At 72.8% G+C, this 18,994-nt stretch carries 17 protein-coding genes; 10 read left to right on the forward strand and 7 right to left on the reverse strand.

What is annotated here, in order from left to right; all coding sequences use genetic code 11:
• Positions 1-34: 34 nt before the first annotated feature.
• From ACZ4QV_RS14055 to ACZ4QV_RS14070, 4 genes are read right to left on the reverse strand one after another with little or no spacing between them, the layout of a single operon-like run.
• On the reverse strand, positions 35-280 hold the full coding sequence (locus ACZ4QV_RS14055) for a gas vesicle protein GvpG (RefSeq protein ID WP_361154433.1): 246 nt from the start codon (positions 278-280) through the stop codon (positions 35-37).
• 3 nt (positions 281-283) lie between these two features.
• Entirely contained in the window at positions 284-1,024 is a 741-nt protein-coding gene (locus ACZ4QV_RS14060; protein ID WP_361154431.1) for a GvpL/GvpF family gas vesicle protein, read from the reverse strand.
• Entirely contained in the window at positions 1,021-1,452 is a 432-nt protein-coding gene (locus ACZ4QV_RS14065) for a gas vesicle structural protein GvpA (RefSeq protein ID WP_030019468.1), read from the reverse strand. Before ACZ4QV_RS14065 ends, ACZ4QV_RS14060 begins: the two co-directional genes overlap by 4 nt.
• Positions 1,449-1,769, reverse strand: a complete 321-nt coding sequence (locus ACZ4QV_RS14070; RefSeq protein WP_361154428.1) for a gas vesicle protein GvpO — start codon at positions 1,767-1,769, stop codon at positions 1,449-1,451. The genes ACZ4QV_RS14065 and ACZ4QV_RS14070 overlap by 4 nt, the downstream gene beginning before the upstream one ends.
• Before the next feature lie 400 nt (positions 1,770-2,169).
• On the opposite strand from ACZ4QV_RS14070, the gene ACZ4QV_RS14075 reads away from it, so the two are divergent.
• Positions 2,170-2,385, forward strand: coding sequence for an I78 family peptidase inhibitor (locus ACZ4QV_RS14075; RefSeq protein ID WP_361154425.1), 216 nt, complete (start codon positions 2,170-2,172; stop codon positions 2,383-2,385).
• Positions 2,386-2,502: 117 nt separating this feature from the next.
• Here the strand turns inward: ACZ4QV_RS14075 and ACZ4QV_RS14080 are convergent, their stop codons facing one another.
• The gene (locus ACZ4QV_RS14080) at positions 2,503-3,525 is read right to left on the reverse strand and encodes a phosphatase PAP2 family protein (RefSeq protein ID WP_361154422.1); all 1,023 of its coding nucleotides are present in this window, start codon (positions 3,523-3,525) and stop codon (positions 2,503-2,505) included.
• Between the two features lie 265 nt (positions 3,526-3,790).
• Positions 3,791-4,996, reverse strand: coding sequence for a hypothetical protein (locus tag ACZ4QV_RS14085; RefSeq protein ID WP_361588187.1), 1,206 nt, complete (start codon positions 4,994-4,996; stop codon positions 3,791-3,793).
• 212 nt (positions 4,997-5,208) lie between these two features.
• On the opposite strand from ACZ4QV_RS14085, the gene ACZ4QV_RS14090 reads away from it, so the two are divergent.
• Positions 5,209-6,828 carry an MFS transporter gene (locus tag ACZ4QV_RS14090; protein ID WP_361154417.1) on the forward strand — a complete coding sequence of 540 codons (1,620 nt, stop codon included), beginning with the start codon at positions 5,209-5,211 and terminating at the stop codon, positions 6,826-6,828.
• 235 nt (positions 6,829-7,063) lie between these two features.
• Complete coding sequence (locus tag ACZ4QV_RS14095; protein WP_361154414.1) at positions 7,064-8,260, forward strand: acyl-CoA dehydrogenase family protein; 1,197 nt, start codon at positions 7,064-7,066, stop codon at positions 8,258-8,260.
• Between the two features lie 62 nt (positions 8,261-8,322).
• Here the strand turns inward: ACZ4QV_RS14095 and ACZ4QV_RS14100 are convergent, their stop codons facing one another.
• Positions 8,323-8,775: a cell division protein SepF gene (locus ACZ4QV_RS14100; protein ID WP_361154411.1), complete on the reverse strand. Its 453-nt coding sequence runs from the start codon at positions 8,773-8,775 to the stop codon at positions 8,323-8,325.
• A gap of 853 nt (positions 8,776-9,628) precedes the next feature.
• Here ACZ4QV_RS14100 and ACZ4QV_RS14105 point away from each other — a divergent pair.
• The 7 genes from ACZ4QV_RS14105 (at position 9,629) to ACZ4QV_RS14135 (ending at position 18,667) form a co-directional block, all read left to right on the forward strand.
• On the forward strand, positions 9,629-11,554 hold the full coding sequence (locus ACZ4QV_RS14105) for an FAD/NAD(P)-binding protein (protein ID WP_467762932.1): 1,926 nt from the start codon (positions 9,629-9,631) through the stop codon (positions 11,552-11,554).
• 53 nt (positions 11,555-11,607) lie between these two features.
• The gene (locus tag ACZ4QV_RS14110; RefSeq protein ID WP_467762933.1) at positions 11,608-12,648 is read left to right on the forward strand and encodes an LLM class flavin-dependent oxidoreductase; all 1,041 of its coding nucleotides are present in this window, start codon (positions 11,608-11,610) and stop codon (positions 12,646-12,648) included.
• A gap of 77 nt (positions 12,649-12,725) precedes the next feature.
• Entirely contained in the window at positions 12,726-14,015 is a 1,290-nt protein-coding gene (locus ACZ4QV_RS14115) for an NtaA/DmoA family FMN-dependent monooxygenase (RefSeq protein WP_361154602.1), read from the forward strand.
• Between the two features lie 4 nt (positions 14,016-14,019).
• Positions 14,020-14,823: a DUF1684 domain-containing protein gene (locus ACZ4QV_RS14120; RefSeq protein ID WP_361588194.1), complete on the forward strand. Its 804-nt coding sequence runs from the start codon at positions 14,020-14,022 to the stop codon at positions 14,821-14,823.
• Between the two features lie 253 nt (positions 14,824-15,076).
• On the forward strand, positions 15,077-15,985 hold the full coding sequence (locus tag ACZ4QV_RS14125; protein WP_361588196.1) for a S1 family peptidase: 909 nt from the start codon (positions 15,077-15,079) through the stop codon (positions 15,983-15,985).
• A 222-nt stretch (positions 15,986-16,207) separates the two neighbouring features.
• Positions 16,208-17,155, forward strand: coding sequence for a slipin family protein (locus ACZ4QV_RS14130; RefSeq protein ID WP_361154399.1), 948 nt, complete (start codon positions 16,208-16,210; stop codon positions 17,153-17,155).
• 447 nt (positions 17,156-17,602) lie between these two features.
• Positions 17,603-18,667, forward strand: coding sequence for a S1 family peptidase (locus tag ACZ4QV_RS14135; RefSeq protein ID WP_361588200.1), 1,065 nt, complete (start codon positions 17,603-17,605; stop codon positions 18,665-18,667).
• The last annotated feature ends 327 nt before the right edge of the window (positions 18,668-18,994 follow it).

Genomic DNA, 18,994 nt, shown 5'->3' on the forward strand with positions numbered 1-18,994 from the left:
GGCACGGGGGCCGGGGCGGTCCGGAAGACCTTCCTCACGCCCCGGCCTGCCGCTGCCGCAGCTCTTCCAGCCGGTCCAGCAGCGCGTCCTCGCGCCGGTCGAACTCGGCCTCGTCGATCTGCCCGCTGTCCAGTTGCTCCGCCAGTTCCCGCAGTTCGCGCTGGACCACGGCCGGGTCGTAGTACTGCCGCTCGGCCTCGGTGAGGACCTGCCGCAGCACCCAGCCCGTCCCCCGTACAGGGGCGGCCGGGAGCAGCAGCAGCTCCTTGATCAGGCCCATCGGTCACTCCGCGGCGGCGGACTCTAGGGGGCGGACGAAGCTGTACGGCGGGAGCGGCCCGTTGACCAGCAGCTCCAGGTGCGGGTGGTCGGCGCCGAGCCGGTCGGCGGCGTCCAGGAACGCGGCCGCGTCCTCGCGCCGCATCAGGAAGGACAGGTTCACCAGCCAGCCGGAGCCCTCGGGACCGGGGCAGGACTGCTCCGCCTTCGGCACCAGCGCCGCTTCCACGGTGTGCGCGTCGGCGACCTCACGGGCCCGTACGGCGTTGGCGACCAGTTCGCCGAGCCGCAGCTTCTGCTGGTACGCGCCGCCGCCTGCGGCCTGGTTGGCCTCGTTGAGGGCGCGGATCTCCGGCTCCTCCGTCAGCACCCGCCGCAGGACGTCCTCTTCGCGGTGGGCGGCCTTGACGTTGTACTCGACCCGCCCGTTGAGGTCGTCCAACTGCGCCTTGTAGTGCTCGGCGTGTTCGGCCAGGACGTCCTGGACCGCCTCGTCGTCGTCGGAGAGCGAGCCGAAACGCAGCGGCAGCACCGCTCCGTCCGCGCCGGCCTCGGTCAGTACGTGCTGGTGGGCGAGGAGGTCACGGCGCTTGGGCCGCAGCTTGTCGGGACAGTCGCTGACGATCGCGGCCAGGTCGCCCTGGCGGACGATGCGGACCGGGCGCGGCGGGTCGCCGATGCCCAGGATCTCCTGCTCGGGCTTCGGGTGGTCGGCGCGGGCGATGCCGTAGACGTACGTGCTCACTCGCTCTCCTCCTTCTTACGGGAGGTGGTGCGCCGCGGCCTGCGCTGCGGTTCGCCCTCGCTCTCGGCCTTGTCCCGCCCCGAGCCGATCGCCTCGGCGAAGGTCTCGGCCGCGCCGGAGAGCGCTCCCTTGGACTTGCCCTTGGCGCCGGACTCGGTGACCTGGCCGACGACGTCGGGCAGGCCGGGGCTCTTGTTGGCGCCGGTCTCCAGGTCGAGACGGTTGCAGGCTTCGGCGAAACGCAGATAGGTGTCGACGCTGGCCACCACCACACGGACATCGATCTTGAGAATCTCGATACCGACCAGTGAGACGCGGACGAACGCGTCGATCACCAGGCCGCGGTCGAGGATCAGCTCCAGGACGTCGTAGAGGCCACTGGTGCCGCCCCCGCCCCCGGACTGCTGTTGTGCCGGGACAACGGTCATGACTGTGGTCTTCCTCTCGCACGCTCGTAGCGGCTGACGCGCCGGTAGCCCGTGAGCATTCCGTCCGGGTCGAGCGTGACCTCGTACAACGCCATGAGGCTCATCGTCTCGGGTACCCGGGCGAGCTCCAGCACCTCGGTCTCCAGGACCCAGCCGTCCTCGGTCTTCTCGAACCGGGACACGGTCTCGGGGTTCATGCCGGTCAGCTCGGCGAGCTGTTCCCGTGCCGACCGCAGGAGTTCCGGTGCGCTGGGGCGGGCGGACGCCGCTCGGTGGTTGTTGCTCTTGTCCGGTGTGTTCGCTGTGTTGTCTCCCATGGGCTCCTCGGCATCAGCGAGTACCGCACGGCGGTGGAGTCAAACCCGCCGACCGGCACCGATGCTTGCGAAATATGCTGCGGCGGCGTGCCGTCGGTTCATTTCCGGGATGTCGGACACCGTAAAAAGGAAGGAATAAAAGGCTGCTGACGGGGAATTAATTCCGGCCGCTCCCGGAGGGTCCGGAGCCGGCCTCCGACGGGCGATCAAGGCTGAAATCAGACCGACGTCGTTTCCCACCCGGTTGGTGCAGTGCCCGGCTCGTACGGGTGACGGAAAAGAGGGCAAACACGCGCTGTCATGCTGTGACAGAAGTGTGACCAAGGGGGGACCGGGCAGGTACGCGCGTATGGCACCCCGGCCCTTCCACCTGCTGCGCGGTACGCCTACGGTGGCTGCCATGGCACCCGTACCGAACTCCCCTTCCGAACCCGACGACGACCCCGAGACCTACGTCGGGCTGGCGCAGCAGGCCGCCGAGGAGCGCGCCCGCGCGCACGGCTGGACCACGGTCCGGTCCCTGGCGCCGGGCACGATCATCACCATGGAGTACCTGGGCGGCCGCCTGAACTTCGAGGTCGAGGGCGGCTCGGTGACCCGTAGCTGGAAAGGCTGAGCGGCCGGCGGCGGACCCGGACAAGGCGACGGCCCCGGCGCTCCGACAGGAGCGGCCGGGGCCGTCGGCCGCGCGGGGGAGAGGCTGTGCGTACCGTCCCCGCGGGTCGGGTGGCGGTCAGCTCCCGCCGGTGCGGCCGCGGACCGGGGCCGGGGTCAGCGGCGCGGTGCGCGGCGCGCGGTCCGCGTGCGGCGGGCGCCGGCTGCCGGTCGGGGTGACCGGGGTGCGCTCCGAGCGGACCGTGTGCGGCCGCGGCGGGTGGTGCGGGCGGCTGTCCGCGGCGCGGGTGGCGGTGCCCGGCCTGGCGACGCCCATCGCGTCCCGGACCAGCACCTCTTCCTCCGGCGCCGGCCGCGGCGCGGACAGACCGGTACGGGCGTGCGCCGGGGTGAGCGGCGCGGGCGCCGGCAGCCAGCGGGTGCGCAACTGCTGCCACAGGGCCGTCAGCCGGGACTCGGCCCACTCCACTCCGGGCTCGAACCAGGGCAGCGCCAGCAGCACCAGCAGCCCGGCAGCCCAGCCCAGCAGCACATCGCTGACCCAGTGGGTACCGAGGTAGACGGTGGTCATGCCGACACCCAGGGCGCCGAGCGCGGCGATCACCGAGAGTGCGCGGCGGCGCAGCGGAGTGGTCGCCAGATAGGCCAGGACGCCCCAGGTGACGACGGCGTTCGCGGTGTGACCGGAAGGAAATATATCGCCGCCCAGCCACATCTCGTTGGCGCCGATGGTGGTCGCGTAGTGCGGGCCGAGCCGGCCCATGCCCAGCTTGGCGGCGCCCGCGGTGATGTTGAGCAGCAGCAGCGAGGTGCCCAGCACCAGCAGCGGGTGGAGGTTCTTGGTCCGCCAGCAGCGCCAGCCCAGCCAGGCCGCCACGGCGACCGCGGTGGGGCCGCGCTGGCCCAGGACCACGAAGTAGTCGAGGAAGGCGTGGATCTCCGGCCACTGCTTGTACGGCCGGAAGAGCATGGCCTGCCAGTCGAAGGTGACCAGCCATGAGGTGGCGAGCACACCGGCCACGATCGCCACGTACACCGCGAGCGTGCCCCCGAACAGCCACCAGCGGGTCCGGGTCATGCGTGACGGCGGGCGGTCGGGCGGGTGCTCCTCCATCTGGTCGAGCTTGTCATCGGTACGCACTCAATCGACGTTACCGCGTGTGATGTCGGTGCTTGGTCAAACTGTGAGCTTTGTAATGACGATGTGATGTGCAATCTGTCTCAAAGGTGACTTTGGCCAAGGGATTTCGGAAGGAATTCACCGGCCGTCGGATTGCCTCCGGGAGGGGTGTCGGCGGAGGCCCCGAGCGGCTTCTTTCCAATTCGCCGGAGGAGTTTATCGCCGATTCGTGCGGGTGTCGCGGTCCGTTTCCCCGCAGGGGCGTTCACGGAGGGGAATCCTCCGTTCACGGCGGGCCCGAACCGTTCAGCCAGAACGCCCCGTACACCGCCGACCCCACGCTGACCAGGGCCGTCACCGTCCAGGACGCCGCCGGACGCCACCGCGCCAGCCCGGCGGCGAGCGGCAGCAGCAGCGGATAGGCGGGCATCATCAGGCGCGGCTTGGAGCCGAAGTACCCCTTGGCCGTCAGCGCCAGCAGCAGGACGACCCCGCCGTAGACGAGCAACGGCAGCGGCTGCCCCTGGCGCGCGCCCCGGACGTAGAGCCAGACCACCAGAGCGACACCGGCCAGCAGTCCGAGGCCCGCCGGGAAACCGAGGTCCCACAGGAACGAGGCGAAGGCCACGCCACCGTCGAAACCGTTGCCCCAGCCGCCCTGGACGTCCAGATACGCGGTGATACCGCCTTCCCGGACACCCACCCAGAGGAAATAGCCGCACCAGCCGAGCGGCGCCAGCAGCACGCCCAGCAGCATCCGCCGGTGCCGGCGCAGACGCAGTCCGCCGCCCGGCCCGCCGTCCGCCGGTCCGCCGCCCGGTGCGCGGTCCCGCCACAGCGTCACCACCGCGGTGATCCACACCGCCGCGACCACCGCGGCCCCCACCGGCCGGGTCAGTCCCGCCAGCGAGGCCAGCACCCCCGCGGTCACCCACCGCCCGGTCAGTACGCAGTACACCCCCCACGCCGCGAGCGCGGTGAACAGCGACTCCGAGTACGCCATCGACTGCACGATCCCCACCGGCAGCGCCGCCCACAGCGCCGCCAGCGCGACACCGGCCCGCGGCCCGTGCAGCCGCTCGCCGGTCAGATACAGCGCCCAGGCGGCGGCGAGCGACGCGAGCCAGGACACCGCCAGCCCGGCGTCGGCGGCGGACAGCGACGTCACGGCGGAGAGCCCGCGCTCCAGCCACGGCAGCAGCGGGAAGAACGCCAGGTTCGAATGCACGTCCCCGTTGGCAAGCTGGACGCTGTAGCCGTACCCCTGCTCGGCGACCCGGGTGTACCAGAGCGCGTCCCAGCGGGCGGTGAGCAGGGTGTGCCAGCTCTTGCCGTGCGCGGCGGACCAGGCCGCCAGGACGACGAGCCCCAGCGCCCGGATCGCGGCGTACACCAGCAGGGCGGGGGCGGCCCGGCGCAGCGCGGAGCGCGGCCGGTCCGTCCGGCCGGGTCCGTTCCGCTCCGGGCCGCGAAAGGGGGCAAGATCGTTCATCCGGCCGATTATCCCGTGGCCGGAGTCCGCCGTCCGTCAACGGGTATGGGAACCGCCGGGCCCTGCGACGAGCGTCTCATCGTGGGGTGAGCCACGCGTCACGTCACGCGACTCGCGTAGTCTGACGTCTCAACTCGCCCGTCCGCCGGTTCCGCCGGAGCGCCTCCCGCGCCCCGGCACGCGGCCGCGAGAGCATGACAGGAGGTACGCGAATGTCCGGGACTACCACGTCCGGCAGCGAGCGGACGGCGGGGGTTCCCCGGCATGGAGGTGGCGGCGCCAACCGCTGGACCGTACTGGTCGTGCTCTGCGTCAGCCTGCTGTTCGTCGCGCTGGACACCACCATCCTGTACGTGGCGGTGCCGTCGGTCACCGAGGACCTGCGTCCCGGGCCGGTGGAACTGCTGTGGATCGTGGACATCTATCCGCTGATCGCGGCGTCCCTGCTCATCCTCTTCGGCACGCTCGGCGACCGGGTGGGCCGCCGCCGCATCCTGCTCATGGGGTACGGCCTGTTCGGCGCGGCCTCGGCCGCCGCCGCACTGGCGCCCAACCCGCAGACGCTGATGATCGCCCGGGCCCTGCTCGGCATCGGCGGCGCGATGATCATGCCGGCGACGCTGTCGATCCTGCGCCAGGTCTTCCCCGACCGGCGCGAGCGGGCGGTCGCCATCGGCGTGTGGAGCGCGGTGGCCGCCGTCGGCGCCGCGGTCGGTCCGGTCCTCGGCGGTTTCCTCGTCGAGAACTTCTGGTGGGGCTCGGTCTTCCTCATCAACATCCCGATGATGGCGGTCATGGCCCTGATAGGGCGCTGGCTGCTGCCGGAGTCCCGGGGCGAGCGCAACGGGCCCTGGGACACCGTCGGCGCCGTCGTCGCGGCGCTCGGTGTGCTCGGTGTCGTCCTCGGCGTCAAGCGCATCGGCAGCGGCGAGGCACTGCTCGGCCCGACCACGCTGGGCTCCCTCCTCGTCGGTGTCCTGCTGCTGATCGTCTTCGTACGGCGCCAGCGCCAGCGCGAGCATCCGCTCATCGACATGCGGCTGTTCGCCCGCCCGGCCTTCGGCACCTCCGTGGGCTGCATCGTGCTGGCGATGCTCGCCCTCGTCGGGCTGCAGCTCATAGCCGTGCAGTACCTCCAGCTCGTCCTCGGCCTGAGCCCGCTGGAGACCGGGCTGCGGATGCTGCCGCTGGTCTTCGCCGCGATGGCCGCCGGGCTCACCGGCTCGAAGGTGCTGCAGGCCATCGGCCCCAAGGTGATGGTCTCGCTGGGCTTCGTGCTCACCGCGGCCGCGGTGCTCTGCCTGACCGCGATGGACGAGACGGACCGGCCCTGGCTGCTCGTGCTGGGATTCGTACTGCTCGGCTTCGGCTTCCAGAGCACCCTCTTCGGCGCCTACGAGTCGATGCTCAGCGAGGCCCCCGCCGACCAGGCGGGCGGCGCGGCGGCCATCGGTGAGACCTCCTACCAGCTCGGCGCGGGCATCGGCGTGGCCCTGCTCGGCAGTGTCATGAACGCCGCCTACGCCCCGGGGCTGGCCCACGTGGACGGCGTCCCGGACCGGGCGTCCGCCTCGGCCGCGCACTCGCTGGGGGAGGCGTACAAGGTCGCCTCCTCGCTCGGCGACACGGCGAAGTCGGTGCTGCGCGACGCCGCGCAGGGCTCCTTCGTGCACGGGCTGCACGTCACGCTCGTCACCAGCGCCGTGCTGCTGCTGGTCGGCGCGGTGATCGCGCTGCGACTGCCGCGGCGGGCCGCGGACGCGGGGGACCGGACCGACAGCGACGGGACGCACTGCGGCTCGGAGCCGGCGCGCGCGAACACCGGACGGTAGCGGGAACCACCGGGCGGAAACGGAACAAGGACGGTAGCGGAACCAAGGGGGACGGGGGCTGCGGCGCGGGGAGTACGGCGCTGAGCGGGGGCTTCGCGTATGGGGCGGGGCGGCCGGGCAGGGGCTGTGCCCACGGCGGGGGCCCTTGCCGCCGTGCCGCGGCCGCCCGTAACGTCGGACCTGGATAACTAACACCGCTAGTTTTTGTGCGCGCGCAGCTACCGGAGGCCCCGCCATGTCCGCATCCCCGTCCCCGAAGCTCCCGCCCTTCGACGCGGAAGACCCGCTGGGCCTCGACGACCTGCTCTCCGACGAGGACCGGGCGGTACGCGCCACCGTCCGTCAGTGGGCCGGCGACCGGGTCCTGCCGCACATCGCCGAGTGGTACGAGCAGGGCGAACTGCCCGGCATCCGGGACCTGGCCCGCGAACTGGGCTCCCTCGGCGCCCTCGGCATGGCGCTGACCGGGTACGGCTGCGCGGGCGCCTCGCACGTCCAGTACGGCCTGGCCTGCCTGGAGCTGGAGGCGGCCGACTCGGGCATCCGCTCGCTGGTCTCCGTACAGGGCTCGCTCGCCATGTACGCGATCTGGCGCTTCGGCTCCGAGGAGCAGAAGCGGCGCTGGCTGCCGGACATGGCGTCCGGCGAGACCATCGGCTGCTTCGGCCTGACCGAGCCGGACCACGGCTCCGACCCCGGCGACATGCGCACCCACGCCAGACGGGACGGCGGCGACTGGGTGCTCACCGGCCGCAAGATGTGGATCACCAACGGGTCGGTGGCCGGCGTCGCGGTGGTCTGGGCACAGACCGACGACGGCATCCGCGGCTTCCTCGTCCCGGCCGGCACCCCCGGCTTCAGCGCGCCCGAGATCCGGCACAAGTGGTCGCTGCGCGCCTCGGTCACCAGCGAACTGGTCCTGGACGGGGTACGACTGCCGGCCGACGCGGTGCTCCCCGACGCCAAGGGGCTGGGCGGCCCGCTGCGCTGCCTGGGCCACGCCCGGTACGGCATCGTGTGGGGCGCGATGGGTGCCGCGCGCGCCAGTTTCGAGGCCGCGCTGGAGTACTCCCGTACCCGCGAGCAGTTCGGCAAGGCCATCGGCGGCTTCCAGCTCACCCAGGCCAAGCTGGCCGACATGGCCGTGGAACTGCACAAGGGCATCCTGCTCGCCCACCACCTGGGGCGGCGCTTCGACGCGGGGCGGCTGCGGCCGGAACAGATCAGTTTCGGCAAGCTCAACAACGTACGGGAGGCGATCGAGATCTGCCGTACGGCCCGTACGGTCCTCGGCGCGAACGGGATCTCGCTGGAGTACCCGGTCATGCGGCACGCGACGAACCTGGAATCGGTGCTCACCTACGAGGGCACCGTCGAGATGCACCAGCTCGTGCTGGGCAAGGCGCTCACCGGCCTCGACGCGTTCCGCTGAGCGGACCCGGCCGGCGGCCGAGGGCGTCGGCCGGGGGGCGTCGGCCGCCCCGGCCCCGGCGCTCAGCTCTGGTTGAAGAAGCCGCCCTCGGGGCGGCGCCGGCCGGGCTCACCGCTGAGGATGCGGTAGTCGGCCGGGGTGAGCAGGAAGACGCGCGTGGCGACCCGCTCGATGGAGCCGCGCAGCCCGAAGGTCAGCCCGGCCGCGAAGTCCACCACGCGCTTGGCGTCGGAGGAGTCCATCGCGGTCAGGTTGACGATGACGGGAATGCCGTCCCGGAACAGTTCCCCGATGCCGCGGGCGTCCCCGAAGCCCTCCGGGGTGACGGTGGCGATGCGGGTGCTCTGGTCCTGGGCGCTCTCGTCGGCGACCTGGACGCGCGGGTCGGTCACCCAGGGGGTGTTACCGGTGCTGCCGGGCTCGGACCCCTCGGCGTAGTCGTCGTCGTAGTAGCGCTCGTCATCGTTGTCGTCGACGAGGCCCAGCCAGGCGCTTGCCTTGCGTACCGATCCCATTGACGCCTCCTCTCACCCGCGGTCTGTGTGTCCGCACCTCTATCGTCGTCCATGATGCGGATGCTCTGCCAAGTGGATAGCCGCCGCACGGGGGGTTCGTGACACATCTGGTGCAAAGAGGGTGGCATGGCGTCAGAACTGGGAAGAGTCGCGGGAACTGACCGTGTGAAGGCTGTCACATCGAGTGTCGGAACGTCCAGTGGCCGACCGGTACCCGATCGTTCTTGCATTCAAACCGGACGGAATGCGAACCGCCCGAGTGCGGGCGGTGTCCCGTTCCACCCCGTACGGGGGGTCAGGTGAACCCGGCCGGCCGCAGGTGTGAGGCGCGGCGTTGACCCGGGGCCGCGCCGGCGGCCCGGCGGCGCGGCTGCCGAACTTTGTCGACAATGCGTTACCGGGGCCGGACGGGGCAGGCGTGGAGCGAGGGTGAAGCGTGGAACGGCAGACGAGGGTGGAGCTACGAGGGGAGGGGCGCGCCGACGGGGCGCGGGCGTGTGAAGGCGCGGCGGACGGGAGGAGAAGCCGCGAAAGGCCCGGCCGGGACGGCGGCGGGCGGGCAGCGGGTCAGCTCAACAGGACGCCGACCACACACGACCGAAGTCGATGTGGTCGCGGGTGACCAGCCACTGCCGTGAGTCCATGCGGCCAAGTGGAACAGGCTTCCGGTTCCCCGTCAACCATGACGTGCTCCGTTGCTCACAGTCCGGACAGCCTTGACAGCGGGGCGTCCCGGGCGCATAGCCTCAAGGATCGGCCGTGCTGAGGGGCGCGGTCCGGTGGCGGCCCCGGGCCCCGTGTGTGAAGACGCTCAACTCCCAGTGGGATCACTGCGTCCACGGAGCCTTCACGCATGTCTGCGACCGACAACGCGCCGTACCCCGCGCCGTCCGCGCGGCCCCTCCACCCCCCGTCCCCCGACCCGGCCCGCCCGTCCGTCGTCCTTGTCGGCGCGGGCCCGCGCGGCACCGGCCTGATCGAGCGCATCGCCGCCAACGCCCCCGAGCTGTACGGCGCCGCACCCCTGGACCTGCACCTGGTCGACCCGTACCCGCCGGGCGGCGGGCGCGTCTGGCGCCGCGACCAGTCCCCGCTGCTGTGGATGAACTCGACGGCCGAGGACGTCACCATGTTCACCGACGCGTCCGTCGAGCTGCGGGGACCGGTACGCCCCGGGCCATCGCTCGCCGAGTGGGCCGCCGGGGTGCGCGCGGGCGAGTTCCCCGTACCCGGCGAACTTGCGGCGGCGGTGCGCGGGTTGGGGCCGCAGGGGTTCGCCGGGCGGCAGGTGCAGAGCGCCTACCTGGAATGGGTGTACGAGCAGGCGGTGGCCGCGCTGCCGCCGGGCGTCGCCGTGCACGGGCACCGCTGCCGCGCGGTGCGGGTCACGGGCCCGCGCGGCGGCCGGCAGCAGGTGTGGCTGGCGGACAGGCCCACCCCGCTCGTCGCCGACCTCGTCGTCCTCGCCCTCGGCCACCTCGACGCCCAGCCGCCGCCGGAACAGCGGGCCCTGGCCGCCTTCGCCGCGCGCCACCACCTGACCTACCTGCCGTCCGACTTCACCGCCGACGCGGGCCTGGACGCCCTGGTCCCCGGCGAGCCGGTGCTCGTGCGCGGCTTCGGGCTCGCCTTCGTCGACCTGATGGCGCTGCTCACCGAGGGGCGCGGCGGCGCGTACGAGGCCGGGCCGGACGGGGAGCCGGTGTACCGGCCGTCGGGGAAGGAGCCGGTCCTGTACGTCGGGTCGCGGCGCGGCGTCCCGTACCACTCCAAGATCGGCTACACCTGGCAGGGCGAACGGCCGCCGCTGCCGCGCTTCTTCGGCCCCGCGCAGGTGGACGACCTGCTCGCCCGGCCCGGCGGCTACGACTTCCGGCGCGACGTCTGGCCGCTCATCGCCAAGGAACTGGGCCACGCCCACTACCACCGGCTGTTCACCGCGCACCCGGAACGGGTCCGCGGCGACCGGGCCGCCTTCGAGGAGCGGTACGCGGCCGCCGGACCGCTCGGCCCGCAAGTGCGGGCGCTGGTCGCCGCCGCCGTCCCCGACCCCGCCGACCGCCTCGACCTGGACGCCCTCGACCGGCCGCTGGAAGGTGTCCGCTTCCCCGGCGCGGACGCCTTCCAGGACGGCCTGCGCGCATACATCGAGGCCGACCTCGCCCGGCGGCACGACCCCGCCCACAGCCCCGACCTGGCCGTCTTCCTCGCCCTGCTGTCGGTGTACGGGCAGCTCGTACGGCTCGGCGACCACGGCCCGTGGTGGCACGGCTTCTTCAGCCACCTCGCCTCCGGGCCGCCCGGCCCCCGCCTGCGGCAACTGCTCGCGCTGTCCCGCGCCGGAGTGGTGCGCTTCCTCGGCGCCGGCACCACCGTCACCCCCGACCCGGAGCGCGGCGTGTTCTCGGCCACGAGCGCGAGCGTGCCGGACGTACGCGTCGAGGCCCGGGCGCTGGTGGAGGCGCGGCTCCCGCAGCCCACCGTGACGGACACGAAGGACCCGCTGCTGCGCGGCCTGTACGACGACGGGGCCGCCGCGACCAGCAGCGGCCTGCTCGCCGTCGACCCCGGCGACGGCCGGGTGCTGGACCGTGCCGGGCAGCCGCACCCGCGCCGCTTCGCGCTCGGCCCGCACACCGACGCCCGCGCCTCCGGCGCCTTCGCCCGGCCCCGTACCAACGCCCCCGCCTTCCGGCAGAACGACGCCACCGCACGCGCCCTGCTGCGGTTCCTGCGCGCGCACGCCGTACCGGAGCCGGCCCGGTGCCCACCCGGCTGAGCAGCACCACGGCATCCGCCACCTCCCCGTGCCCAGCGACGAAAGGCCGTCCCATGCCCCAGCCCTCCTGCTCCCTGCGCCCCCTGCACCTCGCCTTCGCACTCGACGGGCCGCCCCGCCGGGCCCGCCGCGCCCTCGAGCTCTACGACCCGGAGTACTACGTCCGCCTGGCCCGGCTCGCCGAGCGCGGCACCCTGGACTTCGTCACCCTCGGCGACTCCTTCGCCCGGCCGGGCCCGGACGCGCTCGCCGTCCTCGCCCGGGTCGCGCCGCGCACCGGCCGCCTCGGCCTGGTCCCGGCCGTCACCACCACCCACACCGAGCCGTTCCACGTCTCGACCGCCGTGAACACCCTGGACTGGGTCAGCCGCGGCCGGGCGGGCTGGACCGTGGAGGTGTCCGGCACCCCCGCCGAGGCCCGCCTCTTCGGCCGCCGGGACGCCGCGCCCGCCGACGCGCTGTGGCGGGAGGCGGGCGAGGTCGCCGACGTGGCCGCCCGGCTGTGGGACAGCTGGGAGGACGACGCGGAGATCCGCGACACCGCGACGGGCCGGTTCGTCGACCGCGACAAGCTCCACCACGTCGACTTCCGCGGCACCTCCTTCTCCGTACGCGGACCGTCCATCACCCCCAGGCCGCCGCAGGGCCGCCCGGTCGTCGCCGTCGATGCCACCGCCCGGCCCGCGCGGCAGGTGGCCGCGGCGCACGCGGACGTCGCGTTCGTCCGGGTGGAGGACCCCGCCACGGCGGCCGCCGCCCGCGCCGACCTGCGCGAGCGCGCCCGCTCTCTGGGACGTGACCCGGACCGGCTGCTGGTCCTCGCCTCGCTGCCGGTCGAGCTGTACTGCTCCGGCGATGCCGTCGGACTCGCCGACCTGCTCGGCGACTGGCACGCGGACGGCGCGGGCGACGGCTTCCACCTGCGGCCCGCCGACCCCGCGCGGGACCTCGCGCTGCTCGTCGACGGCACCGTGCCGGTGCTCCAGCACCGCTGCCTGCTCCGCCGCTTCTACCCGGGCACGACGCTGCGCGAGCACCTCGGCCTGCCGCGCCCGGCCAACCGCTACGCCCCGGCCCGGAAGGTCTCCTCGTGACCGGGTCCAGTACCTCGACGCGTACGGCGCCCACCCCCGCGGCGCCCGTCGCGACCGTCGCGCCCGGCCTCCGGCGCCTGCACCTGGCGGCCCACTTCCCCGGCGTCAACAACACCACCGTCTGGGACGACCCGGGGGCCGGCTCGCAGATCGACTTCGCCTCCTTCGAGCACCTCGCCCGTACCGCCGAGCGCGGGCGCTTCGACTTCTTCTTCCTCGCCGAGGGGCTGCGGCTGCGCGAGCACAAGGGACGCATCCACGACCTCGACGTGCTGGGCCGCCCGGAGTCGATCACCGTACTGAACGCGCTGGCGGCCGTCACCGACCGGCTGGGCCTGGCCGCCACCGTCAACACCACCTTCAACGAGCCCTACGAGCTCGCCCGGCGGCTGGCGACCCTGGACCACCTCAGCGCCGGCCGCGCCGCCTGGAACGTGGTCACCACCTCCGACGCGTTCACCGGCGAGAACTTCCGCCGCGGCGGCTACCTCGACCACGCCGACCGCTACACCCGCGCCGCCGAGTTCGTCGCCATCGCCCGCGAACTGTGGGACTCCTGGACGGCCGGGGGCGTGCCGCGGCCGGTCACCCACCAGGGCCCGCACTTCCGCGTCCGGGGCGCCTTCACCCTCCCGCGCAGCCCGCAGGGCCACCCCGTCGTCATCCAGGCGGGCGACTCCGCGGAGGGCCGCGCCTTCGCCGCCGCCACCGCCGACGTGGTCTTCACCCGGCACAGCACCCTCGCGGCCGGCCAGGAGTTCTACGCCGACGTCAAAGGCCGGCTGGCCGCCCACGGCCGTACCGCCGACTCCCTGAAGATCATGCCCGGCGTCACCTTCGTCCTCGGCGACACCGCGGCCGACGCCCAGGAGCGGGCCGCCACGATCCGCCGGCAGCAGGTCTCGCCGCAGAACGCCCTGCTGGCCCTGGAACAGGTCTGGGGCGTCGACCTGTCCGGGTACGACCCGGACGGGCCGCTGCCGGACATCGACCCGGACCCCGGCTCCCAGCTCGCCCAGGGCCGCGTCCGGATCGCCGACCCGAAGGCGGTCGCCGACCGCTGGCGGGCGCTGTCCGAGGCCAAGGGCCTGTCCATCCGGGAGACCGTGATCGAGACGACCGGGCGGCAGTCCTTCGTCGGCACGCCCGCCGCCGTCGCCGAGGAGATGGCCGCCTACGTGGCGGCCCGTGCCGCGGACGGCTTCATCCTCGTACCTCACCTGACCCCCGGCGGTCTGGACGACTTCGTCGACCGGGTGGTGCCGCTGCTCCAGGAGCGCGGCGTGCTGCGGACGGAATACGCGGGCACGACCCTGCGCTCTCACTTGGGGCTGCCGGACCCGGTACGTCCCGTAGGGAAGGACTGACCGTATGAGCACCACGAGCAGCACCGGCACCCAGGCCGAGCAGCACTGGCAGACCTGGCACGAGCAGCGCGCCGCCGAGATCGCCCTCCCGTACGGCCCGCTCGCCCTGACCGCCACGCACTGGCTCGCCGACTTCCCCGACGGCCGCCTCGACGGCGTACCGGGCCACTGGAGCGCGGGCGGCGACGCGGTGCTCCTGCGCGCGGCCGCCGCCGACGGGCTGACCGTCGACGGGGCGCCGCCGGCCGGCACCGTACGGCTCGGCGCGGACGGCACCCCCGCGACCGCCCGGGTGGCGCACGACGGCCGTCGGCTGCCGGTGCTGCGCCGCGACGGGGAATGGGCCGTACGGGTCTTCGACCCCGGCTCCGCGGCCCGGCGCGCCTTCGGCGGCATCGACGTCTTCCCCTACGACGAGCGCTGGGTGCGCCCCGGGCTGTTCCGGCCGTACGGCGCGGGGCGCACGGTCCAGGTGGCCAACGCCGACGGGCGGGAACGGGGCCTGGGCCTCGCCGGTGAACTCGCCTTCACCCTCGACGGCGACGAGCACACCCTCCAGGTCGCGGTCGAGGCCGACGGCAGCCTGTGGGCCGTCCTCGCCGACGCCACCAGCGGCACGGACAGCTACCGCTTCCGCTTCCTGCGCACGCCGGCCCCCGCGGCCGACGGCACCGTGCCGGTGGACCTCAACCGCACCCTGCTGCCGCCCTGCGCCTTCGCCGACCACTTCATCTGCCCCTTCCCGCCGCCCGGCAACACCCTGCCCTTCGCGCTGCGCGCGGGGGAGCGGAACCGCATCGTGCGCTGAACCGTCGAAACCCGGACCGAGGGGGTCAACCACCGTCCCGGCAGCGAGAGTTGCTGCCGGGACGTGTGTGCGTACGGGCTTCGGGCGGGCGTCCGAAAGGCACCCTTGCGCGGGCGGGCCGGGCCCTCGAAACTCCCGAGCAGCGCTGTCCGGGGCCCGCACCGGAAGGACGTGCGGAGTCCCGCGGGCCCGCCGGGCAGCGTCACACGGACCTGCCCGCCGGCAGGTTCTTCCGATCCCCTCGGAGGTAGCAGTGAGGTTCGAGCGCACTACCCCCCGGAGCGGCATCGCGAGACGCGGACGGCTGATCGCCGTCGCGTCCGGGCTGGCCGCGATCGGCGCCATGGCCCTGCCGACCGCCCACGCGGGCGAACCCGCCCCGCCCACCACGTTCAGCGCGTCCCAGCTCGCCGCCGTGAGCGACGCCGTACGCTCCGCGGACGTCGCGGGCACCGCCTGGGTCGTCGACCCGAAGACCGGCAAGGTGGTCGTCCAGGCCGACAGCCGGGTGACCCGGGCCCAGCTCGACAAGATCAAGCAGGCCGCGGGTGCCAACGCCGGTGCGCTGAAGGTGGAGCGCATACCCGGCGTGCTGCGCAAGCTGATCTCCGGCGGCGACGCCATCTACGCGACCAGCTGGCGCTGCTCCCTCGGCTTCAACGTCAAGAAGGGCAGCACGTACTACCTGCTGACGGCGGGCCACTGCACCGACGGCAACCCGCCCTGGTACACCAACTCCTCGCACAGCACCAGCATCGGCCCGACCGCCGGCTCCAGCTTCCCCGTCAACGACTACGGCCTGGTCCGGTACAGCAACACCGGTGTTCCGCACGAGGGCACGGTCGGCGGCCAGGACATCACCAAGGCCGGCAACGCGACCGTCGGCCAGAACGTCACCCGCCGCGGCTCCACCACCGGCACCCACAGCGGCAAGGTCACCGGCCTGAACGCCACCGTCAACTACGGCAACGGCGACGTCGTCTACGGCATGATCAAGACCACCGTGTGCGCCGAGCCCGGCGACAGCGGCGGCCCCCTGTACGCCGGGAGCACGGCGCTCGGCCTGACCTCCGGCGGCAGCGGCAACTGCTCCTCCGGCGGCACCACGTACTTCCAGCCGGTCACCGAAGCGATCAGCGCGTACGGGGTCAGCATCTACTGACGCCCGGAGCCGTCCGGTCCCGGCGCACCGCGCCCGGACGGCCTCCGCACACGCACCCCCACGCAGCCGGCAGCTCCCGGGCCCCCGTCCGCACCCGCGGTCGGGGGCCCGTCGGCGGCGCGCGGGCAAGGCCGACGCGCACCCTCGACCGTTCCCGGGGCCGGTCATACCGTGGTGAGGACGCCCGAACTCGGACATGGGCGCATACGGCAGGGGGCCGTGATGGTCGAGGAACTGGTGGCGGCCGGAATCGCGCTGGCTTCGGCGGGCGCGCTGTACGTGTCGGCGGCGGCGCGGGTGGTCAAGCAGTACGAGCGGGGCGTCGTCCTGCGGCTGGGCAAACTGATGCCGGCCGCACGCGAGCCGGGCTTCACCATGATCGTCCCAGGTGTCGACCGGATGCGTAAGGTCAACATGCAGATCGTCACGATGCCGGTGCCCGCCCAGGAGGGCATCACCCACGACAACGTGACGGTACGGGTGGACGCGGTGGTCTACTTCAAGGTCGTGGACGCCGCCGACGCGGTGGTCAAGGTCGAGGACTACCGCTTCGCGGTCTCCCAGGTCGCCCAGACCTCACTGCGCTCCATCATCGGCAAGAGCGACCTCGACGACCTGCTCTCCAACCGGGAGAAGCTCAACCAGGGGCTGGAAGTGATGATCGACAGCCCGGCGCTGGGCTGGGGCGTGCAGATCGACCGGGTGGAGATCAAGGACGTGTCGCTGCCGGAGACCATGAAGCGGTCGATGGCCCGCCAGGCGGAGGCCACCCGCGACCGGCGGGCCCGGGTCATCAACGCCGACGCCGAACTCCAGGCGTCCAAGAAGCTGGCCGAGGCGGCCCAGGCGATGTCCGACCAGCCCGCCGCGCTGCAACTGCGGCTCCTGCAAACGGTGGTGGCGGTCGCCGCCGAGAAGAACTCCACGCTGGTGCTGCCGTTCCCGGTGGAGCTGCTGCGCTTCCTGGAGCGCTCCGGCCTCCAGGCGCAGGCCCGGACGGAGGCGTACGAGCGGAGTGGGGCGGCGGCCGGGCCGCCGTCCGCGTCCCCGACGGCCCCGCAATCCGCGCCGCAATCCGCGCCGCAGTCCGCCCCGCTGTCCGGAACCGCGCCGGGTGCCGAAGCGGCGGCCGGGCTGGAGGAGTTGCCGGAGGCGGAGCAGCTCCCCTGACACGGGAGCGGCGGTTCCCGGAGGTGGAAGAGCTGTCCTGGTGTGCGAAGGAAGTCCCCCGCTGGGCTGAATCTCCGGTGCGGCGTTCCGGTGCCGGTGGGTGAAGTCCGGCCTGGAGCGTCGGTTTTTAGACAGGTGTAGACCGCGCCCGAGGCCCGTTCCGTACCACTCCAAAGTGTTCGTTTGGTGTCCGCCCAGGGAAACGACGTGCGCGGATATCGGAACGCGGGACGAACGACCGGTCGGGCGCGTTCCGTTCTCCAGACCGGATCTCGTTCTTGTGCGCGAGCCCCGTTAATCGGAATACTCGAAACCGCGCATTGGCATGGACGCGACTTCCTGCGGCAGGCTGCGCGGGCAACTCCCGTTCCGTGTCTGTTCCTCAACACCCTCCGGGCACGCGGCCCCCCACATACCGCTGCCCGTCCCCCCACGGGAGGCTTTGAGTTGAAGCACCGACGGAATACTCAGCGGCGCGCAGTCCTGGCCGGCGCGGGCGCGCTGGCCCTCGCGGCCACCGCGACGCTCACCCTGGCCAACGCCAACGCGGCGGACGGGCCGGCCGCGAAGCAGCTCACCCCCGCCGCGGCCACCGCGCTCGCGTCCCAGCTCAGCGGCCACGCGGCCGGTTCGTACTACGACGCGGCGGCGAAGAAGCTGGTCGTCAACGTCGTGGACCGGGCGGCGGCCGACGCCGTACGGGCCCAGGGCGCCGAGGCCAGAATGGTCCGGCACAGCCTCGCCCAGCTCGACGCGGCCCGGCAGACGCTCAAGCGGCAGGCCACCATCCCCGGTACGGCCTGGGCGATGGACCCGCGGACCAACAAGGTCGTCGTCACCGCCGACCGCACGGTCTCGGGCGCGAAGCTCGACAAACTGAACAAGGTCGTCAAGAGCCTGGGCAGCAAGGCCACGCTCCGGCACAGCAAGAGCGCGTTCACCCCGTTCATCGCCGGCGGTGACGCGATCTGGGGCAGCAGCTCCCGCTGCTCGCTCGGCTTCAACGTCACCAAGGGCGGCCAGCCCTACTTCCTGACCGCCGGGCACTGCGGCAACGCCGTCAAGTCGTGGTCGGACAAGCAGGGCGGCCAGGAGATCGCGAGCACCGAGGACTCCAAGTTCCCGGGCAGTGACTACGCCATCGCCAAGTACACCGCGGACATCGCGCACCCGAGCGAGGTGAACACCTACGGCGGCAGCCCGCAGAAGATCACCAAGGCCGCCGAGGCGACCGTCGGCCAGAAGGTCACGCGCAGCGGCAGCACCACCCAGGTGCACGACGGCACGGTCAAGGCGCTCAACGCGAGCGTCAACTACCAGGAGGGAACGGTCGAAGGGCTGATCCAGACCGATGTCTGCGCCGAGCCCGGCGACAGCGGCGGCGCGCTGTACGCCGGCGATTCCGCGCTGGGCCTGACCTCGGGCGGCAGCGGCAACTGCTCTTCGGGCGGCGAGACCTACTTCCAGCCGGTCCCGGCGGCCCTGAAGGCGGTCGGCGCGGAGATCGGCTGACGGCCGGCCGTGCCACCGGCCGATCGTGCGATCGGTGTCCTGAGCGCGGCCATTCGGTAGCGGAACGTCCCCCGGCGGCAATTGCCGCCGGGGGACGTTTGCCGTTTTCCGACGGTGCGTACGGACGGTGTGGACGCGCCGCCGGCGGTCGGCAAAAGAATAGGAAAGAAGGCTGCGTAAATACTGCCGGTCCGATGGGTGTAGGTCGGGCGGCGTACGGCACCCGGTGCCGGGGCTTCCGGCGGCAGTGAGCCCCAGCGCCCAGGGAATCGTTTTCGTGACGATGTGCGACCCGTTGAAATGTTGACGCGAATGTCATGTGACCCG

The sequence above is a fragment of the Streptomyces sp. NPDC026394 genome (genome assembly GCF_055567735.1).